General features: G+C 68.2%; 12 protein-coding genes. 1 reads left to right on the plus strand and 11 read right to left on the minus strand.

The genetic code is table 11. The annotated features are described in order from the left end of the window. Nucleotides 1–138: 138 nt before the first annotated feature. The 11 genes from pgsA to AC6LJ5_RS06780 form a co-directional block, all read right to left on the minus strand. Nucleotides 139–711 (minus strand): CDP-diacylglycerol--glycerol-3-phosphate 3-phosphatidyltransferase, encoded by a 573-nt coding sequence (gene pgsA / locus AC6LJ5_RS06730; protein WP_103273697.1) that lies wholly within the window; start codon nucleotides 709–711, stop codon nucleotides 139–141. A gap of 286 nt (nucleotides 712–997) precedes the next feature. Further along, on the minus strand, nucleotides 998–2,824 hold the full coding sequence (gene uvrC, locus AC6LJ5_RS06735; RefSeq protein ID WP_212320769.1) for an excinuclease ABC subunit UvrC: 1,827 nt from the start codon (nucleotides 2,822–2,824) through the stop codon (nucleotides 998–1,000). Next, nucleotides 2,787–3,848: a beta-N-acetylhexosaminidase gene (gene nagZ, locus AC6LJ5_RS06740; RefSeq protein WP_498140082.1), complete on the minus strand. Its 1,062-nt coding sequence runs from the start codon at nucleotides 3,846–3,848 to the stop codon at nucleotides 2,787–2,789. Before nagZ ends, uvrC begins: the two co-directional genes overlap by 38 nt. Before the next feature lie 52 nt (nucleotides 3,849–3,900). Continuing rightward, a complete protein-coding gene (acpS, locus tag AC6LJ5_RS06745) occupies nucleotides 3,901–4,362 on the minus strand; it encodes a holo-ACP synthase (RefSeq protein WP_498140083.1) in 462 nt (153 codons plus the stop codon). A 60-nt stretch (nucleotides 4,363–4,422) separates the two neighbouring features. Continuing rightward, entirely contained in the window at nucleotides 4,423–5,166 is a 744-nt protein-coding gene (locus AC6LJ5_RS06750; protein ID WP_103273694.1) for a pyridoxine 5'-phosphate synthase, read from the minus strand. Then, a complete protein-coding gene (locus AC6LJ5_RS06755; protein ID WP_498140084.1) occupies nucleotides 5,163–6,650 on the minus strand; it encodes an efflux transporter outer membrane subunit in 1,488 nt (495 codons plus the stop codon). The genes AC6LJ5_RS06750 and AC6LJ5_RS06755 overlap by 4 nt, the downstream gene beginning before the upstream one ends. Beyond that, nucleotides 6,647–9,865: an efflux RND transporter permease subunit gene (locus tag AC6LJ5_RS06760; RefSeq protein WP_498140085.1), complete on the minus strand. Its 3,219-nt coding sequence runs from the start codon at nucleotides 9,863–9,865 to the stop codon at nucleotides 6,647–6,649. The genes AC6LJ5_RS06755 and AC6LJ5_RS06760 overlap by 4 nt, the downstream gene beginning before the upstream one ends. A gap of 67 nt (nucleotides 9,866–9,932) precedes the next feature. After that, the gene (locus tag AC6LJ5_RS06765; protein WP_498140086.1) at nucleotides 9,933–11,195 is read right to left on the minus strand and encodes an efflux RND transporter periplasmic adaptor subunit; all 1,263 of its coding nucleotides are present in this window, start codon (nucleotides 11,193–11,195) and stop codon (nucleotides 9,933–9,935) included. Nucleotides 11,196–11,601: 406 nt separating this feature from the next. Next, a complete protein-coding gene (locus AC6LJ5_RS06770) occupies nucleotides 11,602–11,925 on the minus strand; it encodes a helix-turn-helix domain-containing protein (RefSeq protein WP_199771038.1) in 324 nt (107 codons plus the stop codon). Nucleotides 11,926–12,220: 295 nt separating this feature from the next. Further along, nucleotides 12,221–13,501, minus strand: coding sequence for a patatin-like phospholipase family protein (locus tag AC6LJ5_RS06775; protein WP_498140087.1), 1,281 nt, complete (start codon nucleotides 13,499–13,501; stop codon nucleotides 12,221–12,223). A 10-nt stretch (nucleotides 13,502–13,511) separates the two neighbouring features. After that, entirely contained in the window at nucleotides 13,512–14,108 is a 597-nt protein-coding gene (locus tag AC6LJ5_RS06780; protein ID WP_498140088.1) for a DUF4136 domain-containing protein, read from the minus strand. 153 nt (nucleotides 14,109–14,261) lie between these two features. On the opposite strand from AC6LJ5_RS06780, the gene AC6LJ5_RS06785 reads away from it, so the two are divergent. Further along, nucleotides 14,262–15,056 carry a TOBE domain-containing protein gene (locus tag AC6LJ5_RS06785; protein ID WP_103273689.1) on the plus strand — a complete coding sequence of 265 codons (795 nt, stop codon included), beginning with the start codon at nucleotides 14,262–14,264 and terminating at the stop codon, nucleotides 15,054–15,056. Nucleotides 15,057–15,095: the final 39 nt, after the last annotated feature.

Below are 15,095 nucleotides of genomic sequence, written 5' to 3' on the forward strand. Positions count from 1 at the left end.
TCCGGCGGCGCCGCGGATGACGGCGCCGGTCTCTCGGCGAATGCGGCGCGGCGGCCGTGCCGGTCTGCCGGCATCGCTCTTGGAATACGACGGCGGCCCCGGGCGCGAGCCAGGCCGCCATTACGTTAACACGTTAGTTTACTTGGCCTTTTCGCGGATCGCCGGCCAGGCGCGCTGCAGGTAGTACAGCATGGACCAGACCGTCAGCACCGCCGCGACGATGATCAGCAGGTCGCCCAGCAGCTTGGTGCTCACGCCCATGACCGGCTGGTTGTACAGCAGGCAGGGAATCGCCACCATTTGCGCCGCGGTCTTGAACTTGCCCAGCCGGTGCACCGCCACGCTGGCGCTGGCGCCGATCTGGGCCATCCATTCGCGCAGCGCGGAAATCGTGATCTCGCGGCCGATGATGATCAGGGAAATGAAGGCGTCGACGCGGCTCAGGTCCAGCAGCACGATGAGCGCGGCGCAGACCATCAGCTTGTCGGCCACCGGATCGAGGAAGGCGCCGAACGCCGAGGTCTGGTTCCAGCGGCGGGCCAGCCAGCCATCGAACCAATCGGTCAACGCGGCGATGATGAAGGCCCAGGCGGCCAGCGTGTCGCGCGTGGTGACCGCCATCCAGCTGTCGGGCAGGTAGAACAGCCCGACGACCAGCGGAATCATGGCGATGCGCAGCCATGTCAGGATTATGGGTACGTTAATTGGCATAGTATCCGTATGCTACATCAAGGGTCCACCCCCGACGCGCCTGCGGCGCTTCCCCCTCAAGGGGGCGCCACTGCGGACCGGCAAAGCCGGCTCCGCGTGGCCCGGATTGTGGGGCACCAGCGGCTTGCGTCGCTCGGCTTGTGCGGCCCGGCTCGGCTGTTGCGTGGCGCGGCAGCGTTGCAGACAGGCTGTATTGGCTGGCCTGAAAGCCTGCTTTCCACGCTGCGCGGTCGGTTTTCCCTGTGCGACGGGTTTGAACAAGGTGGGGATATGTAGCACGGAAGTGCTACCGCAAGGCTTCATAAATGCGGATGGCGAGGTCTTGGGAGATGCCGTCGACCGAGGCCAGGTCTTCGATGCTGGCCGAGGCCACGCCTGAAAAACCGCCGAAGCGGGCCAGCAGGCGCTGGCGGCGGCGGGCGCCGATGCCTTCGATTTCTTCCAGGCGCGACACGTTGCGGGCCTTGGCGCGGCGGGCGCGCATGCCGGTGATGGCGAAGCGGTGCGCCTCGTCGCGCACCTGCGCGATCAGCATCAGCGCGGCCGATTCGCCGCCTAGCGCCACGGGCGGGCGGCCGTCGGCGAAGACCAGGGTTTCCAGGCCGACCTTGCGCCCTTCCCCCTTGGCCACGCCGACCAGGGTCTGGATGTCCAGGCCCAGCTCGGCGAACACCTGCCGCGCGACTTCCACCTGGCCCTTGCCGCCGTCGATCAGCACCAGGCCCGGCATCTGCGCCTCGCCGTCGGCCACCTTGGCGAAGCGGCGCGACAGCACCTGGCGCATGGCGGCGTAGTCGTCGCCCGGCGTGATGCCGGCGATGTTGTAGCGGCGGTAGAGCGAGGGCTGCACGTCATGGTGCTCGAACACCACGCAGGACGCCTGGGTGGCTTCGCCGGCCGTGTGGCTGATGTCGAAGCACTCGATGCGCAGCGCGTCCAGCGCGGCCTCGTCGGTGTCCAGGTCCAGCGCCTCGGCCAGGGCCAGGGTGCGGGCGGCGCGCGCGCCGGATTCGGTCAGCGCCCGCGCCAGCGCCATGTCGGCGTTCTTGCCAGCCTGCTCCAGCCAGGCGCGGCGCGCGCCCTGCGGCCGCGTCAGCACCCGCGCGGGACGGCCGCCGGCCTGTTCGGCCAGCAGGTCCACCAGCTCGGGATCGGGCAAGGCGTGCGAACACACCAGCACCGGGGGCAGCGCGTTGTCGGCGTAGTGCTGGGCGACGAAGGCTTCCAGCACCTGGGGCGCGGCCTCGCCTTCGGCGTGCGATGGGAAAAACGGCTTGTCGCCCAGATGGCGGCCACCGCGCACCATGGCCAGGTTGACACAGACCTTGCCGCCGGCGATGGCCACCGCGATGATGTCCGTGTCCTCGCCGCTGGTGCTTTCCATGGTCTGCTGGTGCAGCACACGCGCCAGCGAGCCCATCTGGTCGCGCAGCGCTGCCGCCTCCTCGAAGCGCAGCTCGCTGGCGGCCTGCTGCATGCGCGACTCGATCTCGCCCATGACGTCCTTGGCCTCGCCGTTCAGGAAGCGCGCGGCGCGCTGCACGTCGCGCGCGTAATCCTCGGCGCCGATCACGCCCACGCAGGGCGCCGAGCAGCGCCCGATCTGATGCAGCAGACAGGGCCGCGAACGGTTGGCGAAGACCGAGTCCTCGCAGGTGCGCAGGCGAAAGACCTTCTGCAGGATCTGGATGGTTTCGCGCACCGCCCAGGCGTTGGGAAACGGGCCGAAGAACTGGCCGCGCTTGTTGGTGGCGCCACGATAGTAGGCGATGCGCGGCCACTCATGGCCCGTGATGAGCAGGTACGGATAGGACTTGTCGTCGCGGAACAGGATGTTGTAGCGCGGCTTCAGGGTCTTGATGAGGTTGTTTTCCAGGATCAGCGCCTCGGCCTCCGAGCGCGTGACCGTGACCTCCAGCCGCGCCACCTTCGCCACCATCTGGGCGATGCGCGGGCTGGACAGGGTCTTCTGGAAATACGACGAGACGCGCTTCTTCAGGTCGCGCGCCTTGCCGACATACATGACCTCGCCGGCCGCATCCAGGTGCCGGTACACGCCCGGCAGATGCGGCAGGTCAGCCAGGAACGATTTGAGATTGAAGTCGTCGGGCATTCTGGTAACGGCTTTCGGCCTGCAGGGTGTCCCAGTCCGGCGCGTCGAAGCGCGGCATCAGGCGGTGGATGCGCTCGACCGACTCGGGCGGGTGCTTGAACGACAGCCGCGACAGCAGCTCGTCGGCCAGGTCCGGCCGGTTGCACACCAGCACCATGTCGCAGCCCGCGCCCAGCGCCGCGTTGGCGCGGTCCAGGATGTCGCCGGCCACCGAGGCGCCTTCCATGGTCAGGTCGTCGGAGAACACCACCCCGTCGTAGCCCAGGCGCTTGCGCAGGATGTCCTGCACCCAGCGCCTGGAGAAGCCGGCGGGATGCTTGTCGACCTTGGGATAGATGACGTGCGCCGGCATGACCGAGGGCAGCACGGCGTCGCCCAGCCAGGCATAGGGCGCGGCGTCGTCGCGCAGGATGTCGGCCAGCGGGCGCGGGTCGACCGGGATCTCGTGGTGCGAATCGGCCTGCACATAACCGTGGCCGGGGAAATGCTTGCCGCAGGCCGACATGCCGGCCAGCGACAGGCCCTGGATCAGCGCGCGCGACAGCATGGCGACCACGCGCGGATCGGCGTGGAAGGCGCGGTTGCCGATCACCTTGCTGACGCCGTAGTCCAGGTCCAGCACCGGCGTGAAGCTCATGTCCACGCCGCAGGCGCGCAGCTCGGCGGCCAGCACGTAGCCGGCCTCGGTGGCCAGGCGCATGGCGTTCAGCGGATCGCGGTCCCACAGCTCGCCCAGCGCGCGCATCGGCGGCAGCGGCGTGAAGCCGTCCTCGCGGAAGCGCTGCACGCGGCCGCCCTCATGATCCACCAGGATCAGCAGCGGCTCCTTGCGCGCCTTGTGGATCTGGCGCGTCAGGCGGGTCAGCTGGGCGCGGCTCTCGAAATTGCGCGCGAACAGGATCACGCCGCCCACCAGCGGGTGGCGCAGGCGCTTCTTTTCTTCCTTGGTGAGCGTGAATCCCGCCACATCGACCATCACGGGGCCGGGAGGCAGGACCGCTTTCTTGGATGATTTCTTGGTCATCGGGCAGTCCTTTTCGTTGCATCAGGCGGGCCCGAGGATACGGGCGCCGCGGTCAGGGCTTGCTTTCGACCACCACGTAGGCGGCGGCCATGTCGGTTTCGTCGGTAATCGACACATGCGCGGCGCCGAAGCGCGCCGCATACCATTGTTGCAGCTCCGGCGCGATGACGAGCACCGGCCGCCCGCCCGGCGCGTTCAGGGTCTGCACCCGACGCCAGGTCATGGGCATGCGCATGCCCAGGCCGATGGCCTTGGAAAAGGCTTCCTTGGCGGCGAAGCGCGTGGCCAGGAAGCGCACGCCGCGCACCGGGTCGCGGGCGCGGCGCGCATGGAACTTGCGCAGTTCCTCCACGCCCAGGATCTTCTCGGCGAAGCGGTCGCCGTGGCGCGCCAGCGCGCGCTCGATGCGGTCGATGCGCAACAGGTCCATGCCGATGCCGGCGATGGTCCCCGCCTTCGGGGCGGACGGGACTGGCGGCGTGGCGGCTGCGGGATCGGAGGCGGCGTCGGACATGGGCATGAGCGCGGCGGCGGGTTCAGGTACGGGGCGTCGTGCAGGCCTCGCGGCCACGGATCAGCGGCCGCGCAGCGCTTCCAGGCGCGCCTGCACCATCAGCGCCTTCATGTCGCGCACCGCCTTTTCCCAGCCGTCGAACACCGCCTGCGCCACGATGGCGTGGCCGATGTTCAATTCGGCGATCCCGTCCACCGCCGCCACCGGACCCACATTGCCGTAGTGCAGGCCGTGGCCCGCATTCACGCGCAGTCCGTGGCGCAGGCCCTCGGCCACCGCCACGCGGATGCGCGTCAGCTCGGCCCGGGCCGTGGCCTCGTCCTGCGCTTCGGCATAGGCGCCGGTGTGCAGCTCGACCACGGGCGCGCCGGCCTGGGCGGCGGCCGCGATCTGCGCCGGCTCGGGATCGATGAACAGCGACACCCGGATGCCGGACTCGGCCAGCAGGCCGACGGCGTCGGTCACGGCGGCCAGCGCGCCGGCCACTTCCAGGCCGCCCTCGGTGGTCAGCTCGGTGCGTTTTTCGGGCACCAGGCAGACGTCGCTGGGCTTGACGGCACAGGCGATCTCCAGCATTTCGGCCGTGATCGCGCACTCCAGGTTCATGCGCGTGCGCAGCAGCGGGCGCAGCGCGTAGACATCCTTGTCCTGAATGTGGCGGCGGTCCTCGCGCAGGTGCAGCGTGATCAGGTCGGCCCCGGCGTCCTCCGCCCGCAGGGCGGCGGCGACCGGGTCCGGATAAACCGTGTGACGCTGCTGGCGCAGCGTGGCCACGTGATCGATATTTACACCAAGTTCTATCATTGCGTCCTAGTCGTTTCCTGCCAGCCGCCGCCCAGGGCCTTGTACAGTTCCACGCGGTTGATCAATGCGGCCAACCCCGTCTGCACCAGGGAAATCTGGGCATTGAAAAAGTCCACTTGCGCCGTCTGCACCTGCAGATAGCTGTCGACGCCGTTGGTATAGCGCAGGTTCGACAGTTCCAGCGTGCGCGCCGAGGAATCCTGCAGGCCGCGCTGGGCATCCAGCTGGGCGCTGTAGGTAGCCTCGCCGGCCAGCGCGTCCGAGACTTCGCGGAACGCCTGCTGGATGGTTTTCTCATACTGCGCCACCGCAATATTATCGCGCGCCTTGGCCAGGTTCAGCCCTTCGCGGATACTGCCGCCGGCGAACAGCGGCGTGGTGATCGACGGCGAGAAGCTCCAGTACCCCTGCCCGCCCTTGAAAAGATCGGACAGCGAGGGGCTGGCCGCCCCCAGCAGGCCGGTCAGGGAGATGGTCGGGAAGAACGCCGCGCGCGCCGCGCCGATATTGGCATTGGCCGACTTGAGCTGGTGCTCGGCGGCGACGATGTCGGGCCGGCGCTCCAGCAGGTCGGACGGCAGCCCCGCCGGCACGGTGGCCAGCAGCTGCTCGCGGCCGAACGCGGCCGGCGCGGGCAGGTCCTCGGGCAAGGGCGCGCCCACCAGCACCACCAGCGCGTTGACGGCTTGCGCGCGCGCGCGGGCCAGCTCGGCCAGGCTGGACGAGGCCGAATCCAGCAAGGTCTTGGCCTGATTCAAGTCCAGCTCGGACGACACACCGCCGTCGAAGCGGCGCTTGACCAGGTTGTAGGACTCCTGGCGCGAGGCCAGCGTGCGCTGGGTCAGGTCCATCTGGACCTCGGCCGCGCACAGGTTGAAATAGGCCTGCGCGACCGAGCCCACCAGCGTGATGTGCACGCTCTTCTGCGCCTGCTCGGTCGACAGGTACTGCTGGTACGCCGCCTCGGACAGGCTGCGCAACCGGCCGAACAGGTCGATCTCGAACGTGGTCAGGCCGATGCCGGCCTGGTAGCTGCTGCTGATCGAGCCAGCGCCCGGCGCCCGCATGTTGGCGGGCAGGTGCTGGCGCTGGCCCTGGATGCCGGCGCCGATGCTGGGCCACTGCGCGCCGCGCTGCACGCCGTACTGCGCGCGCGCCTCTTCGACGCGCTGCACGGCCACGCGCAGGTCGCGGTTGTTGGCCAGCGACAGCTCGATCAGGCGCTGCAGGCGCGGATCGCGGAAGAACTCGCGCCAGCCGATGTCGGCGGCCGGCGTGCCGGCCTGCGGCTCCACCGAGGCCGCCGGCTGCGTGCCCAGCGAGGTCGGCTTGGCGTAGGCGCCGTACTGCACCTTGGGCTGGTCCGGCCAGTTGCCGGACACCGGCGCGTCGGGACGCTTGTAATCGGGCGCCAGCGAGCAGCCGGCCAACGCCACCGCCACGAAGGCGGACAAGGCGGTCTGTTTGTACATCAGGGCTTTCATACCTTGCCCTCCTGGCCACCATGGGGTTGAGCGGGTAGTTGCGCGCCGGAAGCCTCGGCGGCCTTCCTGGCGGCCTGTTCTTCCTCGAACGCCTTCAGTTCGGCGCCCAGCAGGCGGGGCTTGGTCTTGAACAGGCCCAGCACCACCACGAAGAAGGTCGGCACGAACATCACGGCGAAAGGCGTGGCGGCAAGCATGCCGCCCAGCACGCCCAGGCCCACCGCGCGCTGGCTGGCGGCGCCGGCGCCGGTGGCCATGGCCAGCGGCACCACGCCCAGGATGAAGGCCAGCGAGGTCATCAGGATGGGCCGGAACCGCAATCGCGCGGCCTCGACCGCCGCCTCGTAGAGCCCCATGCCGCGCGCGTACTGGTCCTTGGCGAATTCCACGATCAGGATGGCGTTCTTGGCCGCCAACCCGATCACGGTCACCATGCCCACCTGGAAGTACACGTCGTTGGACATGCCCAGCGCGCTGACCAGCGCCACCGCGCCCAGCATGCCCAGCGGCACCACCAGCATGACCGACAGCGGGATGGCCCAGCTTTCATACAGCGCGGCCAGCACCAGGAACACGACCAGCAGCGACAGGCCCATCAGGATCGGGGCCTGGTTGCCGGCCTGGCGTTCCTGGTAGGACAGGCCGTTCCACTCGAAGCCGTAGCCCGGCGGCAGCTGCGCCACCAGGCGCTCCATCTCGGCCATGGCATCGCCGGTGGTATAGCCCGGCGCGGCATTGCCGCCGATACGGATCGACTCATAGCTGTTGTAGCGCACCACCTGGACCGGACCCTGCTTCCATTCGGCCGTGACGAAGGACGACAGCGGCACCATGCCGCCCTGCAGGTTGCGGGCGTTCAGCGCCAGCACATCCTTGAGCTGCATGCGGTACGGCGCGTCGGCCTGCACCCAGATGTTCTGCATCCGGCCCAGGTTGGGAAACTTGCTCAGGTAGGCCGAGCCGACGGCGGTGGAGATCAATGCCGCAGCCTCGTTGAAGTCCACGCCCAGCGCGGCCGCCTTGTCGCGGTCGATGTTCAGGCTGAGCTGCGTGCCCGGTCCCAGGCCGGTGATGCGGACCTGCGACAGCACCGGGCTCTGCATCGCCAGGCCCATCAGCTGGCCGGTGGCCGCGGCCAGCGCCTCGGTTCCGGCCGCGCCGCGATCCTGCAGGCGGAAGTCGAAGCCGGTGGCGTTGCCCAGCGCGGAGATGGCCGGCGGCACCAGGGTGAACACCATGGCGTCGTGGATGCCCATCAGCTGCTGCTGGAAGGCGTTGAAGGCGATGGCGCCCGCGGAATCCTCGCTGCCCTTGCGCTTGCTGAAATCCTTGAGCGTGGTGAAGGCAATGGCGGCGTTCAGGCCGTTGCCGTTGAAGCTGTACCCCTGGATCGCAATGACGTTCTCGACCGCCGGGATCTTCATGAAGTAGTCCTCGACCTGCTTGAGCACGTCGACGGTCCGGTTGGCCGTGGCGCCTGTCGGCAGCTCGATGTTGCTGACCACGTAGCCCTGGTCTTCCTCAGGCAGGAACGACGACGGCAGGCGCAGGAACAGCCAGCCCAGCAGCACGACCAGCAGCACGAAGGCCAGCATCATGCGGCCGCCCTTGTGCAGGACGCGCGCCACCCAGTTCTGGTAGCCGTGCGTGGTGGCATCGAACTTGCGGTTGAACCAGCCGAAGAAGCCCTTCTTTTCCTCATGGTGACCCTTGGGGATGGGCTTGAGGATGGTGGCGCACAGCGCCGGGGTGAAGGTCAGCGCCAGCAGAGCCGAGAAGAAGATCGACACGGCCATGGCCACCGAGAACTGGCGGTAGATCACGCCCACCGACCCGCCCATGAAGGCCAGCGGCAGGAACACCGTCACCAGCACCAGCGTGATGCCGACGATGGCGCCGCTGATCTGGGGCATGGCTTTCTTGGTGGCCTCCTTGGGCGGCAGGCCCTCGGTGGCCATGATGCGCTCCACGTTCTCGACCACCACGATGGCATCGTCCACCAGGATCCCGATGGCCAACACCATGGCGAACATGGTCAATACGTTGATGGAGAAGCCCAGCCCCAGCATCACCGCGAATGTCCCCAGCATGGCCACCGGCACCACCAGCGCCGGGATCAGGGTATAGCGCACGTTCTGCAGGAACAGGTACATCACCAGGAACACCAGCACCATGGCTTCCACCAGGGTGTGCAGCACCTGCTCGATCGACACCTTCACGTAGGGCGCGGTGTCATAGGGAATGGAATACGTGATGTTGCCCGGGAAATACTTGGCCAGCTCGTCCATCTGCTTGCGCACGCCCTGGGCCGTGGCCAGCGCGTTGGCGTTGGGCGACAGCACGACGGCGAAGGCGGCCGTGGGCTTGCCGTTCAGGCGGGCGCCGAACTGGTAGTTGTCGGCGCCGACCTCGATGCGCGCCACGTCGCGCAGCAGCACCTTGGAACCGTCGGTATTGGCGCGCAGCACGATCTTGCCGAAGCCCTCGATCGTGGACAGCTGGCCGTTGGCGGTCACGGTGGCGGTGATGCGCTGCGAATCCGGGTTAGGCGGCGAACCGACGCTGCCGCCCGAGATCAGGACGTTCTGCGCGGAAATCGCCTGATTGACCTCGGCCATGCTCAGGTTGAAACCGACCAGCTTGGCGGGATCGACCCAGATGCGCATGGCGCGCGGCGCCGCGAACAGCTGGAACTGCCCGACGCCGGGCACGCGCGAGATCGGGTTCTGGATATTGCGGGCGATGTAGTCGGCCAGCGCGGTCTGGTCCAGCGAACCATCGGTGGACGACACCGTCACCACGAGCAGGAAGCCCGTGCTGGTCTGCTCGTACTTCAGGCCCTGCTGCTGCACGGCGGTGGGCAGTTGCGCGATCACGTTGGACACGCGGTTCTGCACGTCCACCTGCGCCAGATCGGGGTCGCGGCCGGGCGCGAAGGTGGCGGTGATGGTCGAGGTGCCGTAGGAATCGCTGACCGATTCGTAGTACAGCAGGCCCTTGGCGCCGTTGAGCTTGTCCTCGATGATGGAGGTCACCGACTGAGCCACCTCCTTGGCGGACGCGCCCGGATAGGTGGCCGTGATGGTGATGGCGGGCGGCGCCACGTTCGGGTACTGCGACACCGGCATGCTGGGGATTGCCAGCACACCCGCAAGCAGGATGAACAGGGCGACGACCCAGGCGAAAATTGGTCTTTCAATAAAGAATTGCGGCATGTGGGCGGACTCTGAAAGCGATGCTCACTGAAGGGGAACGCGGCGCCTGATAGGCGCCGCGAGCCGCTTAGGACTTCTGGCCTGCGGCCGGGTCTTGCTTGGCAGGCTCCTGCTTGGCGGGCGCGCCCTCGGCCGGCTTGGCCGGCTGCTGCGCAGCAGGCTGGCCGGCGGGCGCGGCGCCCGGCTGGCCGCCGGCCTTCCACGGGCTGGCTTGCACCGGCGCGCCGGGGCGGATCTTCTGGAAGCCCTCGACCACCACCGTGTCGCCGGCCTTCAGGCCGCTGGTGACGATCCAGTTGGTCTTGACGGCGCCGCCGGTGGTCACCGGCACCTGCTCGACCTTGTTTTCCTTGTTGACCAGCATCAGGCTCTGGGCGCCGTCGGGCGTGCGCTGCAGCGCCTGCTGCGGCACCAGCAGCGCCTTGTCGTCCACGCCCTGCTCCAGCCTCACGCGCACATACATGCCCGGCAACAGCACGTTCTCCGGGTTCGGCACCTCGGCGCGCAGGTTGACCTGGCCGGTGGTCGGGTCAACCGTGATGCCGGTGAACAGCAGCTTGCCCGGGTGCGGATACTCGGAACCGTCCTCCAGCACCACCGTGGCGCGGGCGGCGTCCTTGCCGACCTGCTGCAGCTTGCCGCTGGCGAAGGCGCGACGCAGCGCCGCCAGATCCGTGGTGGACTGGTTGAAGTCGATATAGATGGGGTCGAGCTGCTGCACCGTGGCCATCTGCGTGGCCGAGGTGCCCTCGACCAGCGCGCCCTCGGTGACCAGCGGCTTGCCGATGCGTCCGGTGATGGGCGAGGTCACGTCGGTGTAGCCGAGGTTGATCGAGGCGTTGTCCTGCGCGGCCTTGGCGGCGGCCACGGCGGCCTCGGCCTGGCGGTACGACGCCACGGCGTTGTCGTATTCCTGCTTGCTGACCGCGTTGGCCTTGACCAGCGGCGCGTAGCGATCGGCCAGCACCTTGGCGCTGAACAGATTGGCCTGCGCCTGCTTGAGCTGGGCGGTGGCTTGATCGTAGGCCGCCTTGTACGGCGCCGGATCGATCTTGAAGAGCAGTTGCTTCTCCTGGACGTCGCCGCCCTGCTCGAAAGCGATCTTCTGGACGATGCCGGTCACCCGCGCGCGGATCTGCGCATCGCGGACCGCATCGACACGGCCGGGCAGCTCCGCCACGATCGGCGTGCGCTCGGGCTGGACCGTGATGACGCTGACCTGGGGCATGCCGGGGTTCATTTGCGGGTGCTCGCCGCACCCCGCCAACAGCAGCGCCAGCGCGCCACCCGAAAGAGCCAGACCTGAAACACGTTTAGGCGAAAACCGCATCGAAACCCCCGCGTAGTATGCCGCGTCAAGTAAGCAAGATCGTCAGGCGCCTGCGTGCAGCCATGGCCAATGCAAGATCCGCGCCGGGGCGGGCGCCTGAATAGCCCAATAATGTAACTCAGTTATCAGGCGATCCAAGGGTTTTCGAGGGGGATTTGGCGTGGTTGCGCAGCGACGGACGCCAAATTTGGCGCCGCGCCACACTATATGGAGAGGAGTTCGCCACAAAAATAGGGTCCGATCAGGCGGACGCCTTGAAGTCAGGGGCGGGACGCATTGCGGCGAGAAACGGGATACGCGAGGCGGACAGCACGTCTCGCCGCGGATCGCGGATCGCGGATGGCGGATCGCCAATGTCCCTGCGCACACAGGCGCGGGCCGCGAGCCGCGTGCGCCCTCTGGCCTGTCAGGGTTCGGCGAATTCCCGGAGCTTGCCCAGGAAGACGTAGCCGATGCCGTGCACGGTATGCAGCGGCAACTGGTCGCCGGCATCGCCCACCTTGCGGCGCAGCCGGCAGATGGCGACATTCAGCGTGCGCATCTTGGTGTGCTGCCGCATGGCCACCAGCTCGGACCGCAACAGCTCGCGCCGCGGGTTGCGCAACAGACACAGGAAGCAAGCGCGCTCGAGTTCGGACAGGTCGAGGCGGCCGCCACGGGGCGTAAGCAGCGTCCAGCCGCCGTAGCGCAGCGTCCACCAGCCTTCCAGCCTGTCGCTGGCGGCTATCAGACCATCGACGGGGACGCCTTGGACGGCATGGACCGGCGCGGCCAGGGGCGCGCCGGAGGCGGACAGAACGGGCTCGGATTGGGCGGTAACGATCACGGCTGGCTCTCCACCGGACTCGGCACCGCGCAATCCGCGGTTTCCGGGCGCCGGAAACAAAAAATGCAACTTGTTCGAGAGACTAACGGGCCTGCAAGCCGGATTTCCTCTTGCTACGCCAGGATCAGACTAATCCCTTTAAATTCAGTTCATATCGGCTGAAGATCCTATCTTTTCCCCATCCTGCCCGCCCCCTCGATCAATGCCGCTTGCCGTTGCGATGGATGTCGTGGGCGACAAAACAACTGTCCTCGGTCGGACGGTCCAGCACGCCCGGCCGGGCCAGGGTCAGGCGGATGTCCGACAGGCCGGACTCCCAGTGCTCGCGCATGGCCTCGGTGCCGAACTCGTAGTCCTTGGAATAGCGCTCGCGGTGCTTGGACTCGTAGATCAGGTTGACGATGTTGGTCGCCGGCGTGTGCGACAGCCGGCGCAGCTCTTCCAGGTCGGCCGCGCCGCGCTCGGATTCGGGCAGGCGCGCCAGCAGCTTCTGCAGGCCGTGGCGCAGCTTGAGCACCCGGCGCAACTGGTCGGTCACCAGGCGGGTCCGGCTGGAATACTGGATGTCCTTCTGCCGCTCGGCCACTTCTTCCAGCGAGGTGGGCAGGCCGCCGCGCGCCGGCCACAGGTCCACCTGGAAGGCCAGCGTGTCGCGCATGTTCTCCGCGCCCACCACCTGGGCCAGCGGGGTGTTGGACACCACGCCCCCGTCCCAGTAATGCTCGCCATCGATTTCCACGGACGGGAAGCCCGGCGGCAATGCGCCGGAGGCCATGACGTGCTCGGGGCCCAGCCGGTCCTTGCGGCTGTCGAAATAGGCGAAGTTGCCGGTCCGCACGTTGACCACGCCGAAGCTGGCGCGCACCTTGCCCGCGTTCAGCAGGTCGAAGTCGACGAACTGGCGCAGCGTATCGGCCAGCGCAGACGTGTCGTAGAAGCTGGTGGAAGCCGCCCCCTGCCCATGCAACAGGTAGGGCGGCGGAAAGCGCGGCTTGAAGAAACCAGGCTGACCGGACACCAGCGCATGGAAGGCGGACAGCTGGCCGTTCATGGCCGGCGAGCCGAAGCCGAACGGAATGCCCTCGAACATGCCGGCCAGCGTATCGCCCCAAGGCAGGGCGGCGAAGCCGGTCGGCCGGCAGATCGTCTCCCAGAACCCGCGCAGCCGCGCCACGCGCTCGTCCTCGGGCGAGCCGGCGATGATGGCGGCGTTGATCGAACCGATGGAAATGCCCGCCACCCAGTTGGGGCGGATGCCGGCCTCATGCAGGCCCTGGTACACCCCGGCCTGGTAGGCCCCCAGGGCGCCGCCGCCCTGCAGCACCAGGGCGACCGTGTCGTAGGACTGCACGCCGCCGGAGTCCGCGGCGGCGCGGCCCGGGCTGTCGGCGTCGGCCGGGGCGGTCTTGGACGTGCGGCGCGGACTGTCGGTATCGGCCGGGGCGGCCTGGCGCTTGCGGGACGGGCGTGCCGTGCTCATGCGGGACTCCTCAAGGCTTGGACTTGTCCGGTCCCTGCGGCGCGGCCACGCCGGCGCGGAACGGATATTTCGAGAACACTTGGGCGACGGCTTTTTCCACGCTCTGCTGCGACGCGGCCATCTCGGGGTTGCGCACCTCGCCCACGGCCACGCCTTCCCACACCAGCTGCTTGCGGCGCGCGTCGACCAGGTCGATGTTCAGCGTGCCCTCCGTGTATTGATAGACGGTGTCGCCCCAGCCATAGCCGGGCCAGCCGCCATAGAAGCCGCTGCGATAGCCGTAATAAGGACCGATGGCCGGCGGCGCCTGGGTGACCAGGGTCTTCTGCTGCAGCTTGCCGTTGAAATTGATCAGCAGGTCCGGATCGGCGGTGTTATAGACGTAGCCGCGCATTTCCATCTGGCCGCGCGTGGCGTCCTTCAGGCGCTCGGTCAGCAGACTGCTGTAGCCGGCCTTGTCCGTGCCCAGCGGGCTCATGTAGCCGAAGGTGCGATAGCGCGAGAAATCCGCCTTCTGGTCATAGTCGCTGCGTATCGATGGTCCGGTGGCGCAGGCCGACAGCAGCGCCGCCAGGCAGCCCGCGGCCAGCAGGGTTGGGGCTTTCATGATCCAGTCTCCAGGAATCCGAGGCCAGCACATAGTGCCGCGAAGCCCGCAAAGTTTCAATGACGCCTCTCATTCCCATCGCGCCGTCGCCGCCGGGGCCGACCGTCCATTACACTGCAAGCCTTCAATCGGAACTGAACGGACCTCACCGCCATGTTGGAACTCGACGGCTCGATCTGGCTGCGCTCCGGCGCCCAGACCTGGGGCGGCAAGAACCGCATCGACCTGCTCGCCCAGATCGACGCCACCGGCTCGATCACCGCCGCCGCGCGCGCCGTGGGCATGAGCTACAAGGGCGCGTGGGACGCCATCGACGCGATGAACAACCTGGCGGGCGAACCGCTGGTGCTGCGGGCGGCCGGCGGCCGGGGCGGCGGCGGCACGCAGCTGACCGACCGGGCGCGCCGCCTGATCGCGACCTTCCGCGCGCTGGAGGCCGAACACCGCAAGTTCATGGAAAACCTGACGCGCGCGGGCCTGGACGCCAGCGGCGACATCGACCTCATGAGGCGCTTCATGCTCAAGACCTCCGCGCGCAACCGCCTGCTGGGCACCGTCATCGGCATCACGCCGGGCGCGGTTAACGACGAAATCCGCCTGCGCATCGCCGGCGGCCAGACCCTCACCGCCACCATCACCCGCGAAAGCACCCAGGAACTGGGCCTGGCCGACGGCAAGGAAGCCATCGCCCTGATCAAGGCATCCTCGGTGATCGTGGGCGTGCCCGGCAAGGGCCTGCGCCTGTCGGCCCGCAACCAGCTGCCGGGCGCCGTCTCGGCCGTGCGCCCCGGCGCGGTGAACAGCGAGATCCTGATCCAGCTCGACGGCGGCGCCACGGTGGCCGCCATCGTCACCAATGAAAGCGCGCAGGAACTGGGCCTGAAACAGGGTTCGCCGGCCGTCGCCATCTTCAAGGCCTCGAACGTCATCCTGGGCGTGCTGGATTAAGCGTCTCGCGCGGGCCCCGGGAACCGGCCCACGGCGGTC

This window comes from Achromobacter sp. 1011791174 (assembly GCF_059760925.1).